Source organism: Marinomonas dokdonensis, from assembly GCF_052747885.1.
Genome location: NZ_JBRAND010000008.1, coordinates 1 through 15,272, shown reverse-complemented (window position 1 = coordinate 15,272; position 15,272 = coordinate 1). Strand labels below are relative to the sequence as shown.

Sequence of the window (15,272 nt, the reverse complement as noted above, 5' to 3'; positions counted from 1 at the left end):
AATTACCTACTTAATTTATTAAGCGAATCTTAGAGAACATAAAACAAGACACAGGGAACAATACCAATACTCATTAAATTGCCGATCAGTACAATTGAGGCCACTTTATGAGGTTCTTGCTGATACATTTCTGCCACCATATAGTTGAGCACTGCAGGAGGCAAGCAAGCAAACAATAACAAATAGCCGACGTACTCACTGGGCACATCCACTAACCAAAGCCAAATCAGCGCCACAATCAGGCCACTCAGCGGGCAAATTAAGCCGCTAATCACGCCAAGTTTCCATTGGCTGAAGTCCACATTGGTCATCCGCACCCCTAATGCGAACAGCATAAGCGGAATGGCAATTTGCCCCAACATGCTAACCGACACTTCTACGGCAGGGGCGAGTGTCCAGCCCTGAAGACTCCACACTAACCCTAGAATAGTTGCCACAACCATAGGCATTTTGAGTACATTGATAAAATTTGTTTTGGGGTTCATTAGGTACATACCAACCGTAAAATGCAGCAAGTTTTCGGTCAGAAATAACACCAAGGCAATGGGCAATGCGGACTCACCAAAGGCCAGCAGAATTAATGGTATGCCGAGGTTACCACTGTTGTTAAACATCATGGGAGGCACCAGAGTCTTAACCGATACTTTTAACCATCGACACAGGGGCCACACCAGTAACCCAGAGCCTAATACAACAACCGTCGTGGCGACAATTAAGTCTACATATTTACTGATATGGAACTCTTTCGAGGCCATGATGGAAAAGATCAGCGCAGGCACAAAAACGCTAATATTCAAGCGGTTGGCAACACTCATGTCCGTAGGCCGCACCCGCGCATATAAGAAAGCCACCAAGACAATTGTCGCTAGAGGAAAAACGGTATTAAAGATTTTTAGCAATAAACTGGCAGAGTCCATTCATATCCCCAACATCTAGGGCAGTCTAATTATGGCCCTAACTTATAAAGACCCATTAAACGCTGAAGGCTAGTTTTTTTCAACGAGTACAGAAGGGATAAGGATAAAACGTTGGGGCACCTCTTCACCTTTCAGCAATTTAACGCCAATTTCTATGGCCGTTTCTGCTAGCAAAGCTGGGCGTTGCACCGCCGTTGCTATCCAAGGGTTATTTTCTTTGATTGTCTTTTTAGCGATAGGAGAACCATCCACAGATGCAAGTACAAATTCGCTACGCTGAGCTTGCTTTGCTGCTCGCAAAGCGCCTAAAGCGGTGGGATCATTAATTGTGAATACTGCATCAATATGAGCGTACTCTTCCATTAAATAGGTCATTGCTTCCATGCCACCCTCGACACTGCCAGTGCCATTCATACGATCACTGAGTAATGTAATGTTAGGGTATTTATTTAAAGCTGATTTACACCCTGCGACCCTTTCGATAACCGACGACACCGATACGCCATTAATAATGACTAAATTGCCTCGATAATGGATTTTTTTAGCTAGTTTTTCACAAGCAACAACACCTGCTTGCACATTATCTGTGGTCACTGTGGCATCTGCCCCTTGGGCATTCACATCAACGGCGATAACTTTGATTCCCGCCCGTTGCGCCCTAGCAACAACTGGAGCAACTTTATATTCATCTGCTGCCGTCAATACTATGAGATCCACATCTTGCTCAATAAATTCATTAAGCTGAGTGATTTGTCGCTCCAGATCGTAGGCATCGGAACGAATAAGCATTTTAACTGGGTGTTGGGAAAGTGCTTGCGCCTTTGCCGTCGCAGATTCGACCAATTGCACAAAATAAGGGTTGCCTAAATCTGCGACACTTATCCCTATTGAGCGAAGCGGTTCAGGCTCAGAGGATTTTGATATCAAAGGCGACAATGAGAAAACCAGCACAGCCAGAAGTGAAAACTTCTTTAGAGGATGCTTTTTGGGTGATAAGAACCCACCTAGTTTACTACTCATTGCCACCTTCTTGTCTGACACAGTTATTCTGAATTTATAATCATAAACATACATTGCATAATGAGCGCCGCATCAGCCAATCTGCTAGTGTGACGCGAGTTATTATGCCGCTTGCGTGGGCTCTTCTGAAACATCCATTGCACCGGTCATAATTGCCACGGCATCCGACATAGAATGTGATTCAGGTGTGACCACAGCCGCCCGTTTACCTAAACGGTGAATATGAATGCGGTCTGCCACTTCAAATACATGAGGCATATTGTGACTAATGAGAATGATTGGCAAGCCTCGATCGCGTACCTCTTTAATGAGATTTAGTACTCGTCGAGATTCTTTTACCCCTAATGCCGCCGTGGGTTCATCCATAATCACTACTTTACTGCCGAACAACGCTGAGCGAGCCACCGCCACCCCTTGTCGCTGACCACCAGATAGTGACTCCACTGCCTGGCTAATATTCTGAATTGTCATCAAACCCAGTTCCGACATTTTATCCCGTGCTCTTTGTTCCATGGCGTTTTTATCCAGCATACGAAATAGCGAACCTAGAATGCCAGGTTTACGAATTTCACGCCCTAAAAATAGGTTATCCGAAATATTTAATGCTGGAGAAATTGCTAAGTTTTGATAAACCGTTTCGATACCAAGCTCTCTTGCTTCCATTGGGGAAGAAAAATGTACTGGCTTGCCGTCTAATAGAATCTCACCACTATCGGGTATTAAGGCACCAGAAAGGGCTTTGATTAAAGAGGACTTACCCGCACCGTTATCCCCTATAACAGCAAGGATCTCTCCTGGGTACAACTCAAAATCTGCATGGTCAATGGCAGTTACACTACCATAGCGTTTAACTAACTGTTTAGTTTGTATTACGGGTGTTTGATCATAACGTGCGCTCATTATGCTGTTCCTCTTCTAATCCATTGATCGACACCAACGGCGACGATAATCAAAATACCTACGGTAAACTCTTGCCAAAGTACATCAACACCAGCGAGAGCAAGACCATTACGGAACACCCCAACAACTAAGGCGCCGATCAGAGTACCGTATATGGAACCGCGACCGCCAAATAAACTACAACCGCCAATCACCACTGCCGTAATACTATCCAAGTTGGTGGTATAACCCGCTTGTGGGCTCACCGAGCCGATACGGCCAATCAGAACCCAAGCACCAATGGCACACACCACACCTGCAAGGACATAAACCGATAACAAAACACGATCAGTACGAATACCGGCCAATTTGGCGGCGGCAGGATCATCTCCAGTAGCGTAGACATGACGCCCCCAAGCAGTCCAGTTCAGCGCATACCAAATGATAAAGAACAACCCAAGCATTAAAATCGAGCCATAGGTTAAACGCGCCCCAAAGACGTTAATGGTTTCACCCAACCACTGTAAAAGTGGGGCCACGGCACTGATGTCTTGTGAGCGTATGGTTTCACTTTTTGAGTACCATAGGTTCAGTGCAAAAAAGACGTTCCATGAGCCTAAGGTTGCAATAAATGGCGGAAGCTTCATACGGGTAATTAATTGGCCATTAATGAAACCTGCCACAGCGCCAGCAGCGATCCCTATTAGTAACGCTATCCAAGCTTCAAAACCATAATCAACCGCCATACGCCCCATTACCACAGACACCAGCACCATGATGGCGCCGACTGACAAGTCAATGCCAGCGGTTAATATAATAAGTGTCTGCGCGATGCCGATCACGCCAATGATTGTGACCTGCTGAAGCACTAATGAAAGGTTAAAAGGGTGTAAGAAACGATCACCCACGATAATACTGAACGCTAGCACCGCAAGCAGCAATACGATACTTGGGGCGGCGACAGGGTACTTATGTAGAAATTTCTGAAAACGCTGCAAAGGTGTGACTTGATTTTCAAATTTAGCCTCATAACTCTGCGCTTGATCCGCGACTTTGTCATGATCCAATACAGCGGTGGAAGGTTTTTGTTCAGTGGAACTCATAGGTTACTCCAGGCAGAAAAAGGGCCGCTAACGCCTTACGATGTGAGCGGCAAACAAGGGCGCCTTCGGCCCAAGAGGATTACTTAGCCCCAGCACATACTTAGGCCAGGTTTCGAGCCGATTGATTGGATACCGGACACGGGTTGATCAGTAATTAACTGTACGCCTGTGTCATAAAAATCCAGACCATTTGACGCAGAAGGGCGTAGACCTGATTTCGCAAATTCGACAATGGCAGTCACGCCTTCAGAGGCCATTTTGAGGGGGAATTGCATAGAAGTAGCGCCGATCACGCCGTCTTGGATATTACGTACGCCTGGGCAACCACCGTCAACAGATACAATTGTGACGTCTTTCTCTAAGCCAAAGGACTTCAGGGCTTCATAAGCTCCTGCTGCCGCAGGTTCGTTAATGGTATAAACCAGATTTAAGCTAGGGTCTTTTTGCAATAGATTTTCCATCGCTCGACGGCCACCCTCTTCAGAACCTTGCGTGACATCATTACCGACAATTCGAGAATCGGTTTCGTCAGTCATTTGCTGAGGGTTTTTAATGTCGACTCCAAAACCTTTTAAGAAGCCTTGATTACGAGCCACATCAACGGTGATTTGGCTGGTATTTAAATCCAGTAGGGCAATTTTAGCATCTTTGGCTTTATCACCTAATTTGGCTTTCGCCCATTGGCCAATCATTTCACCCGCTTTAAAATTATCTGTCGCAAACGTCATGTCAGCGGCATTGGCTGGGCTTAATGGGGTATCTAAGGCAATAACCAGTAAACCTGCTTCTCGCGCTTTTTTGATAGTTGGAACAATCGCTGCCGGATCACTCGGAGCGATCAGAATACCTTTAGCACCTGAAGCGATTAGGTTTTCCACCGCTTGTACTTGTGCTTCATTATCGCCATCGTAGCGACCTGCAAAAGTACGTAGATCTACCCCTAGTTCCTCAGCTTTTTGCTGTGCTCCTTCTTTCATTTTTACAAAGAATGGGTTGGTATTGGTTTTAGTGATGAGACCAATGATGGGGGTTTCAGCCATAGCAACACTAGACAATGCACTGGCAGCAACAAGACAAGCGATTTTGCGGTACATGAATTTCATTATGAAAACTCCATTGTTGTTTTTATTATTGGCGATAAGGCCGTCTGAGCAGGGCTCTAAGAGTTCCCTGCTGCTAGGTAACCACTATGCAAAATAAAAACTAATGAATAATTTCATTACCTTTGAAAATTTAGTAATAATTGTAATATTTCATTCGACAATGTCTAAAATTCTATACAACTGCTTGATTGTAAAAGGCTTTGAGATAAATAAATCTTCGTCTGAAAGTTGATATTTTTTCCTTAACTCTTCTTTTGGAAGACCAGACATGAGTAATACTGGGCCACAATAAGCAATATCTTCATCACTTTCTCGCGTAATAATATGGGCAAGTTCTAAGCCATTCATGGTGCCAGCAAGGTTGACATCGGTGATGATTAAATCGGGTAGGAGATTACTTTTTAAGGCACTATATACATCTTCAGCTCGATCAAACTCTTGCACGATAAACGCCATTTTTTCTATTTGCTCTCTCATCACCCGACGTACTTCTTCATCGTCTTCTAACAACCACACCATACCTTGCGCAGGTACAGTAATGGTTTTTGTTAACTCGTCTAAGTCCTCATTTGGCAGTTGAAACTCACTGTTATGCAAAGGCAGAAATAGGCACACTCTGGTCCATTGACCATATTCAGAGGTCACTTTTATCTCACCGCCGCTTTGCTTAACGAACCCGTAGATCATACTCAACCCCAAGCCACTCCCCTTACCTATTGGCTTGGTGGTAAAGAAAGGCTCAAAAATTCGCCCCAAAATATCCTCAGAGATTCCATCACCAGTATCTTCAACTCGGATGCGGATGGCTGCCTGTGAGCTTCCAGGCAAGGTGCTTAGTTTGGTCGAAAAAGACAATGTACCGCCTTTTTCCATAGCACTGGCGGCATTTAACGATAGGTTCAGTAAGGCATTTTCAAGCTGGGAAGGATCTATCAGGCTCATCAGCTGATCACATTGCAGATCACTATTTACCTGAATATGGCTACCTACACTGTATTCAACTAGGTCTAACATCCCCTCTATCAAATCATCAATTACCACAGCTACAGGGAATAACTGCTGACGACGACTAAACGCGAGTAAGCGCTGCACTAAGTTGCTACTTTTCTCAGACACCGCCAAGGCCCGTTCGATATAACGGGTTTGATCTGCTGTTTGTGGATGGGAGTCTGACAGCATCTGCAAATTGCCCATGATGGCGGCTAATAAGTTATTAAAGTCATGGGCTACCCCGCCGGTTAATTGCCCCAGCATTTCCATTTTTTGCGCTTGTCTTAGTTGGCTCTCGACACTCTTACGTTCAGTCAAATCTGTATAAAGGGTAACAAAGCCCCCTTCTGGCATAGGTTTCGAGCGGAACTCGACAATTTTCCCAGACTCAAAATGGCGCTCGAATCGTTGAAAACGAACATGTCGCGATACATTCACTTCTTCCATATAAACCTGTTGGTTCTCAAGGTTTACATTTTTGTGTTCACCACGATTAATGAGGCGCTGTACGTCATCAAGAGGCATACCTTCATATAGATCATCATCGCTCAAATCAAACAAGTGCTGATAACCTAAATTCCATGCGACTAAGGTGCCTTGAGCAGAGAAAACACTTAAGCCATCATTCATGTTATCGAAGATGGTTTCTAATAAATGTTTTTGCTCTGAAAGCTGTGCTGTTACCTCAAGTCGCCTTTGGGCATCGCTATGGAATACTTCAAAGGCATTGGCCAAAGTCCCTATTTCATCGTTTCGTTGTATGGTCGAGCTTTTTGAATCCACCAACCCTAGAGACAATTGCTCCATATCCTGAGTGACGGATTGCAAATCTCGAGTCATACGTTGGCTGTACCAATATAAACGCGTCAGACCAAGTAATAAAAACACCGATATACCAATGATCCAGTTCTGGCCTGTGGACACAAAACTAGACACTGCTTGGCGTTGACGGCTCACCTTTTTCTGCAAACCACCCACAAAGTGACTGACTCGTTTGGTCAGTTGCTCAGATTTAGCACGTATAGCAATGAGTAAGTAATTTTTACGACTTTCAATATGCGCGAGACGCTGATGCGCCTTTAAAAGCTCTTGCGTAATTTGTGCAACCTCTCCTCCTTGAGCGTTAAGGGAAAGGGCTTGAGAAAGACCTTCGGGCACTAAGGTAGGGTTTTCAAGTAACTGTAATAACCAAGTCAGCCCTTGCTGAGAGGTTAATGATTCAGCCTCTGTTTTTGCTATTGAGAGAGATCGAATTCGAAACTGTAGCGCAAGACTGTCTTCTCTTAAATACAGCTCTTCACGCACTAAACCGACCAATTCCTCAAGGGTATTTTGCAAATCGTCCAATCTCGCCTCGATGGCATCGCGAAAAGATTGATCTTTCAAACTGTCAGCAACGCCTCGTAATTCGGCAATACGCTGTTGAATACGCTCAGACTCAGTTTGTAACTGAAAGGGGCGACCGGATCCAGCGGTATAAGGAGCTATCGCTGCCAATTGCGCCACACCTTCAGCGAGAGTTAAAGCTGTGCTAATTTCAGGCAGCGTTTCCGACTCAAACTCAGATAGTGATGACTCACTTACTTGCATTGATTGCCAGCCAATTGCCACCATAAATAAGGCCACCAAACTAATGGCAAAAATAGCAAGCGAGGCTTTTTGGCGAATACTAAAAAAACGCATCTAGTTAGACCGTACCGGTCCTTGAAAAAAGTAGCCAAGGCCTCGCTGAGTTTTGATAAATTGTGGTGTCTTAGGGGCTTGCTCAATTTTACGGCGCAAACGTAATATCAGTACATCAATAGTACGATCGAATACTTCACTTTCTAAACCTCGACTTTGGTCAATGAGCTGCTCCCTCGAAAAGATGCGATCTGGGTGACGAGCCAGCACCTCTAATAACGAAAATTCGCCGAGAGTTAATGCGACTTCAGAACCATCGGAATGAAGCAGCTGCCGAGCCGTCAAATCTAATTGCCACGGACCAAATCCTAAGCACTCATGTTTCTCCTTGATGATTTTAGGAAGCTCTTGCGATAACGCTCCAAACCTTCGTAAGAGCGCATGCACTCTGGCCGTAAGCTCACGTAAATTAAAAGGCTTCATCATATAATCATCCGCCGCAAGCTCTAAGCCCAGAATTCTATCTGTCTCATCTCCCTTACCGGTTAGCATCATGATTGGCATAGTGTGGCGAGCACGCACTTCTCTGGCGAGCTGTAACCCGTCCTCGCCTTGCAAATATAAGTCCATCAAGACAAGGTCAACATTACTACCCGCTAACAGTTGCCACATCTCAGCTCCTTTTTCTGCGGTCAGTGCGATATAGCCCTTTTGCTGAAAAACATCACTGAGTAGCTCGCGTATATCTTGGTCATCATCAACGATTAATATGGTTTTTTTTTGCTGCTCTGACATGGTCTATTCTTGATCCATTTATCATTATTATTAGAAATGGGCATCTTTAGGCCCAAAAGACGATCATTAACTTTAGCTATAGCACGCTAAAGTTAATGAAAGATTAACAGACTTTAAGTAAATAAGAGTATTGGCTTTGATGATTAAAATAACTATATCGATCAACCAAGCAGCCCTTCACCTAACCGCTAAACCAGAGCAAAGTGTTTTAGAAGTACTGCTTGAGCACGGCATTCCGATTCGTCAGGCCTGCACGAATGGCGTATGTGGTATTTGCATCACTCCGCTCTTAGAGGGGCAAATTAGTTATGGCCAACGCCAAGCAAGAGGACTCAATGCTAAAGAATTACAAGCGGGTTATTTTTTACCTTGTATCGCTCACTGCGAATCTGATATTCATATCGGCAAACCCAAAGTGGCACTGCGTTAAGCGTTGAAAAACGGTATCATGACAGCTGTCTTTCCTTGAGCATGACTATGTTAACTGATTTACCCATTCAAGCCTTAATCCCTGCTTTACAGCAACAGCTTAGAGACCAGCACCAAGCTATTTTAGAAGCCGCCCCAGGGGCCGGTAAAACGACTGTTGTGCCATTAGAGCTAATGAATGAAGAGTGGCGACAAGGCCGTAAGATCATCATGTTGGAGCCAAGACGTTTAGCGGCTAAAACCGCTGCCCAGCGTCTTGCGGATAGCCTTAATGAACCTTTAGGCCAACGCATTGGCTACCGTATTCGCCACGAAGGCAAGGAAAGTAAACAGACACAAGTTCTGGTGGTCACCGAAGGCGTGCTTACCCGCATGTTACATTCAGACCCAAGCTTACAAGACGTTGCCTTGATCATCTTCGATGAGTTTCATGAACGCAACTTACACTCTGATCTCGCCTTTGCCCTGTGTTTGCAAGCCAGAGAGTTATATCGTGACGAGGACCCTCTTAAACTGTTGGTGATGTCGGCCACTCTCGACACTGAGTTACTTGAAGCTCGGTTAGGTTGCCCCACCCTTAGCAGCACTGGTCGAAGCTTTCCCATTGAGGTAATTTACGCCAATAAGGCACTTAAAATAGCAGAAGTAACGGATGAAGTGGCGCGCTTAACCTGCCAAGCCTTTGCCGAACAAGAAGGCAGCTTATTAGTATTTTTACCCGGACAAAAAGAAATTCGATCAGTAGAAAGACAATTACGCGAGCGCCTTGGCCATCATCCCCAATTACAAATTCTGCCTTTATATGGTGAACTCAGCCTCAAAGAGCAGCAAGCCGTTATCCAACCGTCACCCGCTTCTCAGCGCAAAATTGTCTTAGCCACCGCCATTGCACAAACCAGTTTAACCATCGAAGGAATTCGGGTTGTCATCGACAGCGGCCTAAGCCGTGAAGCTAGATTTGATGCTAATACCGCCACCACTCGTTTACACACCCGTCGTGCCACGCAAGCGGAAACCACTCAACGCATGGGCCGAGCAGGCCGTACTCAAACGGGCGTTTGTTATCGTTGGTGGAGTGAAAACCAACAGCACCAGTTGGCACCTCAGGCACAACCTCAGATTGAAATTACCGACCTTAGCAATCTAGTTTTAGATGTGGCTTGTTGGGGGGTGCAAGAACGTTTAGAACTTGATTGGATAACACCACCACCCTTGGCGCATTGGCAACAAGCCATCGACTTTTTAGGAAAAATCGATGCACTGGACGCAGCCTCTAATTTAGAGCTGACCTCAGTGGGTGAAAGCATGAGCAAGCTGGCGATTGAGCCCCGATTAGCTCGATTATTGATTGAGGCCGTTAAACAAAATGACAGTGTCACGGGCAGTGCCATATGTGCTATTTTGTCGGAAGGTGATCCATTCAAACAACACCACACAGATCTGGCCGATCGTCTTGCTTGGCTAGCAGGAAACACCAACCAGCAAAGCAAAAAACCACGGGCTGTTTACCAACAAGCACAACGCCAGTGGCAACAACGCTGTCAGTCTCTTAATTCTATACAGATTGAAAAAAGCCCTTCTCTGTCACCCATAATCGAATGTCTGTTGATCAGCGCATTTGCCGATAGAATTGCTCAAAGGGTTCAACAGGACAATCAAAAAGTTCGATATAAGTTAGCGAATGGTCGTATGGCTTCTATCGATATTCAAGACCCCTGTGTGCAAAATGAATGGCTCATTGCTTTGGACATGGGTGGACATAATGGCCAACAGGAAGACCGTATTTATTTAGCCTGTGGTATTCATTTATCCTCTATCGAAACCTCTTTCAAATACTTGATCGACACTAGGCAGCAGCTTACATGGTCCAATAAACATGGCCGCTTAATCTGTGAAGAACAGCAATGGGTCGGCAAGTTATGCATTACCACAAAAGCCTTACAAGCACCCAATGCAGAGGCAGTGTGCCAAGCTGTTTGTAGCCATATTCGCCAACAAGGTTTAAATGTTTTACCGTGGGATGAACAAAGCCGACAGTTGCAAGCCAGAGTCGCCTTTGCAAGAAGCTTTGATAAAAAGAACGAATGGCCAGACTTTAGTGATCAAGCCTTATTGGCTAACTTGGAAGATTGGTTAGGGCCATATCTTGGGCAAGTTACCAATCAGCAAGCCATGGACAAATTGCCTTTGGCAAACCTACTGCTAAATCAGCTAAGCTGGCCTGAACAACAAGCTTTATCAGCGCAAGTGCCGAGTAAAATCACCGCTGCATCGGGCAACCAACATAGCCTAGATTATACCGTTTCACCGCCGACGTTACGGGTTAAGCTGCAAGAAATGTTTGGCGTTACCAGCAGCCCAACCGTGTTACAACAAGCCATTCGAATTGAGCTTTTATCACCCGGTCAAAGGCCTTTAGCAGTCACCCAAGATTTGGCTTTCTTCTGGCAACAAGCTTACCCAGAAGTGCGCAAAGAAATGCGTGGTCGCTATCCTAAGCACCCTTGGCCAGAAGACCCTCTGACGGCACTTGCCACAGCTAAAACAAACAGAGCACTGCGTTCTACTTAGCCTGATTTCTAATTTCTTCTAAGGCTTGCTCCGTTAACTGACGGCTTAACGGCGTATTTTTAGCATGATCAGGACACCAGCCCATGATGAAACGATGAAAGTCTGCCCAGGCAATGGTAAATAGCGACTGCCACTCTTCAACCACTTGCTGGGCAAATGCTTGGTTTTCACCCTGTGCCATAATGGCTCGGGCCAGTTCTTGAAAATAATGTTCCTGCAAATAGCCTAGTTCTTGTTGCAAGCAAGATTCTGATAAAGCACTGCCGAGCAAATACACGAGATCTTGAACGCCAACACCACCACCAAGATATTGAAAGTCCACCGCAGCCACCTGTTTGCCATCCACAGAGAAACAGAAATTGGCAACCTTGGCATCGCCATGTACTAAGCACTTAAAACGAGCACTATCCAGAACTCGAGACAACGCCGCCGCTTGATCTTTTAACTCCCCCTCTTCCATAGCCAGCCACTCTTCTTGGCGTGTATCGAGATGCCAATAAGTACCTTTTTCCCATAAGCCTTGTGGCCAGCCCAAAGGAGGTGAATCATAAAGAAAACCGGCGTGGAAGTTCGCTAACCAATCAATACAAGCCAGTAAATGATCACGATTAGAGACGTCATAATCTTCTTCAAAACCTGAAGTACGTAAATCTTCTAAAAGAAGTAACCGCTCAGAGCTCTCTTCATCAGTAAAAGCACCATAACAGTTAGCCACCCTTGCTTGATTACAATGCTGGTTTAAATAATGTTGGTAGCCAAATTGTTCTACTTCATAGGAAGTTTCTTTGCGTTGATGCGCATGGGCAGATTGCCAGCCTCTTGGATGTTGTGTAACAGAAGGAATACGGCAGTGCTTTACAATTAGTGTACTTGCTGAATTATCTGTAGACATATTTATCTGGTAACGCGCTATCTCACCATAACCACTCCATAACGACTGAATAACTTCAATACGCTGCACTTGCAAAGCATTACATTGGCGTTTAATAAAAATTTCTGGTGTCATCAAAATATAATATATTCCCATTTACTCTAATTCAGCAGAGAGATTACCAACCTCTAATGCAATAGATACATTTTATTACAAACAATCGGGTAGACATAACAAACGCTTATAATTCTCCAATGTAAAGGCGATCAATTTATGATCTAATTCCCCCCCTATTTTATATACTAAGGCTCTTTTCTCGAATGGAAGCAAACAACCAACTTTCAAATCAAAAACTTTTTAATATTGGCGTTAAACTCGTTAAATTTGCATGGATTGTTGAGATTCTTGCTGTTTCAATTGGTTTTCTAATTTCAATTATTGTTTCCTACTCTGTCTATGCCGAGTTGAACAGAACAAATAGAGAAATGAACTTTGGCGATTACAGTAGCATCCTTGTATCTGCTCTACCCTTTATATTAGTCGCTGTTGTTGAAGCCGCAAAAATCCCTGTTGCCACGGCAATGATGTATGCAAAACATACCGCTTGGCGCCTCCTATTTTTCATAGGCCTAGTGTTATTAGCATCCATCACTTTCGAAACTATGTTGAACGGTTTTGAACGAAACTTCTCGGGACTTAACATAACAATAGATGAGAAGAAACATGAGGCTCTACTATTACAAGATCAAATTGATGTTCTTAATAACCGTAAAGACGAAATAAACGTCATTGACCCTGAAGTCGTTGATAAAACTTACCAAGCGAATGCAAGTAATGCTAACAGTATCTATTACCAGACCCTAGATAAAGAGCGTGATCACATCGCCCAGCAGCTCAATCGCTTGGATTCCGAAAATGAGATAATACAACAGTATCAAAATGAAATCGCAATTCTGAACGAGAAAGAGCGTGGTATCTACGAGGCTTGGGACAGAGATAGAGACGAACTACAGAGTCGCCTTAGAGGCTTGTTAAACAATTACGTATCAGATTCTCAAAGTGATAAAGAGAAGCTTCAAAAAGAACTAGACGAGCTTAAAGCTGAAATGGATCAAGCCTTAGCAGACGCTAATTTCTTTACTCGAAGCCAGGTTGAGAAAAAATATCGCCAACTGGTGGCTGAAAAAGAAGAGCGCCTATATGCGGTCACAGATCGTACCGGTGGCGAAGAGGCACTAGCAAAACAAACTCAAAGTGAACAGCAGTTACAAAATCAGTTACAAGTATTAGGAAAGAGTTACCAGAATCGAATTGATATTGGCCGTAAGCGAATTGATTACCTTGAGAATCAAATTATTGAAGAAAGCCAAGCAAACGAAGCTAAGAAAGAGAGTGTTCGTTCTGGCTTTAATCGCGTCTCCCAGCAAGCTGAAGTGAACCGCTCACAAACTCTTACTAGAGCACTGCAAGAGAAGAGTAGCCTCTTGTCAGAGTACGACATCATTCAGCAGGAAGTAAAAAAAATCGATCAAGAAATCTACGGGATTAATCAACAGCAAATACAAATAAAGCACGAGATTAACCGACTAGTGAATTCTAACCAAATTTATCGCCTCGCAGCTTATTTTAGTGATAATGAGCAAGCCATTGACGTGCCTAAATCCATGGTAGGACTGGTCGCATTAATCTGGTTTTCCTCATTAGCCTTTATTAGTGCTGTAACAGGTGTATTTCTGGCCATAGCCGGTATATACATGCAACGTCTCTACGCGAGAACAGACGACAATCCAGATGGGACGCCAACCCAACAGGCATTAAAAGCAGAGGAAGAAGAACCTTTACACTCGGTTGCCTAGAACGGAGCGATAACTCACATAGTAACAACTCGCTGGCTATAATGAAGTAAACATTTCAGTATAAATACGCACCTACAGGCTAACTCTGTAGGTGCGGCTTTAGCCGCAGGCGGAGCTGAAGTTAATCAAGCGCAAACATGTAATTCAAACATTAGCTCAAGCATCTTCAGTAACCGTGGTTCCTGCGGAACCATTTCCGCATAAATGCGAACCTACATTCGGTCATCTGTATAAATTGCGATAATTTTGTAGGCTCGGCTTTAGCCGCAGGCGGAACTGATGGCAATCAAGCGCAAACATAAAATCCAAAGATTAGCCCAAACATCATCGGTAATCGTGGTTCCTGCGGAACCATTTCCGCATAAATGCGAACCTACAATTGGTCATCTGTATAAATTGAGCTAATTTTGTAGGTGCGGCTTTAGCCGCAGGCGGAATTGATGACAATCAAGCGCAAACATATAATCCAGAGATTAGCTCAAACATCATCGGTGGCTGTGGTTTCTGCGGAATCATTTCCGCATAAATGCGAACCTACAATTAGTCATCGGGATTAATTGGATCTGTTGTTTATGATTAGGGAAGGTTGTAGGTTTGCATTTACGCTGACGCGTCAAGTCACGAGACAGGCGCAAGTAAATGGAAGACCATAACCTGCGTTGACTACGGCTCGAAGCGAAAACGCACTTGATCTTCAAGAGGTTTTCCGCGTCCCGCTAAAGCGGTACCTACTTTTGGTATGGCTGAAACGAAAAAACCCTGATAGCAGCTAAGCTATCAGGGCTTCTCTTTATTTAAATCTTGATAACGACCTACTCTCACATGGGATCTCCCACACTACCATCGGCGATGGCGCTTTTCACTTCTGAGTTCGGGATGGGATCAGGTGGTTCAACGCCTCTATGATAATCAAGAAAACTTTTAAACCCGAAGGTTAATTCTGACTCTTAAACCTAATTTGATAGACTTAAAAGGAGCAAAGCTCTTAATTTAAGCTTGACGACGACCTACTCTCACATGGGATCTCCCACACTACCATCGGCGATGGCGCTTTTCACTTCTGAGTTCGGGATGGGATCAGGTGGTTCAACGCCTCTATGATCGTCAAGCAATTC

The 15,272-nt window shown here is 44.4% G+C and carries 11 protein-coding genes and 2 rRNA genes; 3 read left to right on the top strand and 10 right to left on the bottom strand.

Translation table 11 applies throughout. From position 1 onward, the window contains the following. Positions 1-29: 29 nt before the first annotated feature. The 7 genes from ACUM5Y_RS15125 to ACUM5Y_RS15095 form a co-directional block, all read right to left on the bottom strand. Positions 30-917 (bottom strand): AEC family transporter, encoded by an 888-nt coding sequence (locus ACUM5Y_RS15125; protein WP_445977713.1) that lies wholly within the window; start codon positions 915-917, stop codon positions 30-32. A gap of 69 nt (positions 918-986) precedes the next feature. Then, positions 987-1,937 carry an ABC transporter substrate-binding protein gene (locus ACUM5Y_RS15120; RefSeq protein ID WP_445977712.1) on the bottom strand — a complete coding sequence of 317 codons (951 nt, stop codon included), beginning with the start codon at positions 1,935-1,937 and terminating at the stop codon, positions 987-989. 102 nt (positions 1,938-2,039) lie between these two features. Next, a complete protein-coding gene (locus tag ACUM5Y_RS15115; protein WP_445977711.1) occupies positions 2,040-2,837 on the bottom strand; it encodes an ATP-binding cassette domain-containing protein in 798 nt (265 codons plus the stop codon). Beyond that, positions 2,837-3,919 (bottom strand): ABC transporter permease, encoded by a 1,083-nt coding sequence (locus ACUM5Y_RS15110; RefSeq protein WP_445977710.1) that lies wholly within the window; start codon positions 3,917-3,919, stop codon positions 2,837-2,839. Before ACUM5Y_RS15110 ends, ACUM5Y_RS15115 begins: the two co-directional genes overlap by 1 nt. 83 nt (positions 3,920-4,002) lie before the next feature. Next, positions 4,003-5,022 carry a sugar ABC transporter substrate-binding protein gene (locus ACUM5Y_RS15105; protein ID WP_445977709.1) on the bottom strand — a complete coding sequence of 340 codons (1,020 nt, stop codon included), beginning with the start codon at positions 5,020-5,022 and terminating at the stop codon, positions 4,003-4,005. A gap of 150 nt (positions 5,023-5,172) precedes the next feature. Next, positions 5,173-7,695, bottom strand: coding sequence for a PAS-domain containing protein (locus ACUM5Y_RS15100; RefSeq protein WP_445977708.1), 2,523 nt, complete (start codon positions 7,693-7,695; stop codon positions 5,173-5,175). After that, a complete protein-coding gene (locus ACUM5Y_RS15095) occupies positions 7,696-8,430 on the bottom strand; it encodes a response regulator (RefSeq protein ID WP_445977707.1) in 735 nt (244 codons plus the stop codon). Between the two features lie 139 nt (positions 8,431-8,569). On the opposite strand from ACUM5Y_RS15095, the gene ACUM5Y_RS15090 reads away from it, so the two are divergent. Next, positions 8,570-8,860 carry a 2Fe-2S iron-sulfur cluster-binding protein gene (locus tag ACUM5Y_RS15090; RefSeq protein ID WP_445977706.1) on the top strand — a complete coding sequence of 97 codons (291 nt, stop codon included), beginning with the start codon at positions 8,570-8,572 and terminating at the stop codon, positions 8,858-8,860. Between the two features lie 47 nt (positions 8,861-8,907). Then, positions 8,908-11,430: an ATP-dependent helicase HrpB gene (gene hrpB / locus ACUM5Y_RS15085; protein ID WP_445977705.1), complete on the top strand. Its 2,523-nt coding sequence runs from the start codon at positions 8,908-8,910 to the stop codon at positions 11,428-11,430. On the opposite strand, the gene ACUM5Y_RS15080 is transcribed toward hrpB, so the two are convergent. Then, positions 11,423-12,436: a phosphotransferase gene (locus tag ACUM5Y_RS15080; RefSeq protein WP_445977704.1), complete on the bottom strand. Its 1,014-nt coding sequence runs from the start codon at positions 12,434-12,436 to the stop codon at positions 11,423-11,425. The two genes, hrpB and ACUM5Y_RS15080, sit on opposite strands and share 8 nt — an antisense overlap. A 185-nt stretch (positions 12,437-12,621) precedes the next feature. Here ACUM5Y_RS15080 and ACUM5Y_RS15075 point away from each other — a divergent pair, with 185 nt between their 5' ends. Beyond that, positions 12,622-14,157: a hypothetical protein gene (locus ACUM5Y_RS15075; protein ID WP_445977703.1), complete on the top strand. Its 1,536-nt coding sequence runs from the start codon at positions 12,622-12,624 to the stop codon at positions 14,155-14,157. Positions 14,158-14,956: 799 nt separating this feature from the next. Here the strand turns inward: ACUM5Y_RS15075 and rrf (ACUM5Y_RS15070) are convergent. Continuing rightward, positions 14,957-15,071 (bottom strand): 5S ribosomal RNA (gene rrf / locus ACUM5Y_RS15070). 80 nt (positions 15,072-15,151) lie between these two features. Then, positions 15,152-15,266 (bottom strand): 5S ribosomal RNA (rrf, locus tag ACUM5Y_RS15065). Positions 15,267-15,272: the final 6 nt, after the last annotated feature.

What these genes read in the sequence shown, in the direction of transcription:
- ACUM5Y_RS15095 (WP_445977707.1), bottom strand. Translation starts at nt 8,430, where the DNA reads ATGTCAGAGCAGCAAAAAAAAACCATATTAATCGTTGATGATGACCAA.
- ACUM5Y_RS15110 (WP_445977710.1), bottom strand. Translation starts at nt 3,919, where the DNA reads ATGAGTTCCACTGAACAAAAACCTTCCACCGCTGTATTGGATCATGAC.
- ACUM5Y_RS15100 (WP_445977708.1), bottom strand. Translation starts at nt 7,695, where the DNA reads ATGCGTTTTTTTAGTATTCGCCAAAAAGCCTCGCTTGCTATTTTTGCC.
- ACUM5Y_RS15125 (WP_445977713.1), bottom strand. Translation starts at nt 917, where the DNA reads ATGGACTCTGCCAGTTTATTGCTAAAAATCTTTAATACCGTTTTTCCT.
- ACUM5Y_RS15080 (WP_445977704.1), bottom strand. Translation starts at nt 12,436, where the DNA reads ATGACACCAGAAATTTTTATTAAACGCCAATGTAATGCTTTGCAAGTG.
- ACUM5Y_RS15090 (WP_445977706.1), top strand. Translation starts at nt 8,570, where the DNA reads ATGATTAAAATAACTATATCGATCAACCAAGCAGCCCTTCACCTAACC.
- ACUM5Y_RS15105 (WP_445977709.1), bottom strand. Translation starts at nt 5,022, where the DNA reads ATGAAATTCATGTACCGCAAAATCGCTTGTCTTGTTGCTGCCAGTGCA.
- ACUM5Y_RS15115 (WP_445977711.1), bottom strand. Translation starts at nt 2,837, where the DNA reads ATGAGCGCACGTTATGATCAAACACCCGTAATACAAACTAAACAGTTA.
- ACUM5Y_RS15120 (WP_445977712.1), bottom strand. Translation starts at nt 1,937, where the DNA reads ATGAGTAGTAAACTAGGTGGGTTCTTATCACCCAAAAAGCATCCTCTA.
- ACUM5Y_RS15075 (WP_445977703.1), top strand. Translation starts at nt 12,622, where the DNA reads ATGGAAGCAAACAACCAACTTTCAAATCAAAAACTTTTTAATATTGGC.
- hrpB (WP_445977705.1), top strand. Translation starts at nt 8,908, where the DNA reads ATGTTAACTGATTTACCCATTCAAGCCTTAATCCCTGCTTTACAGCAA.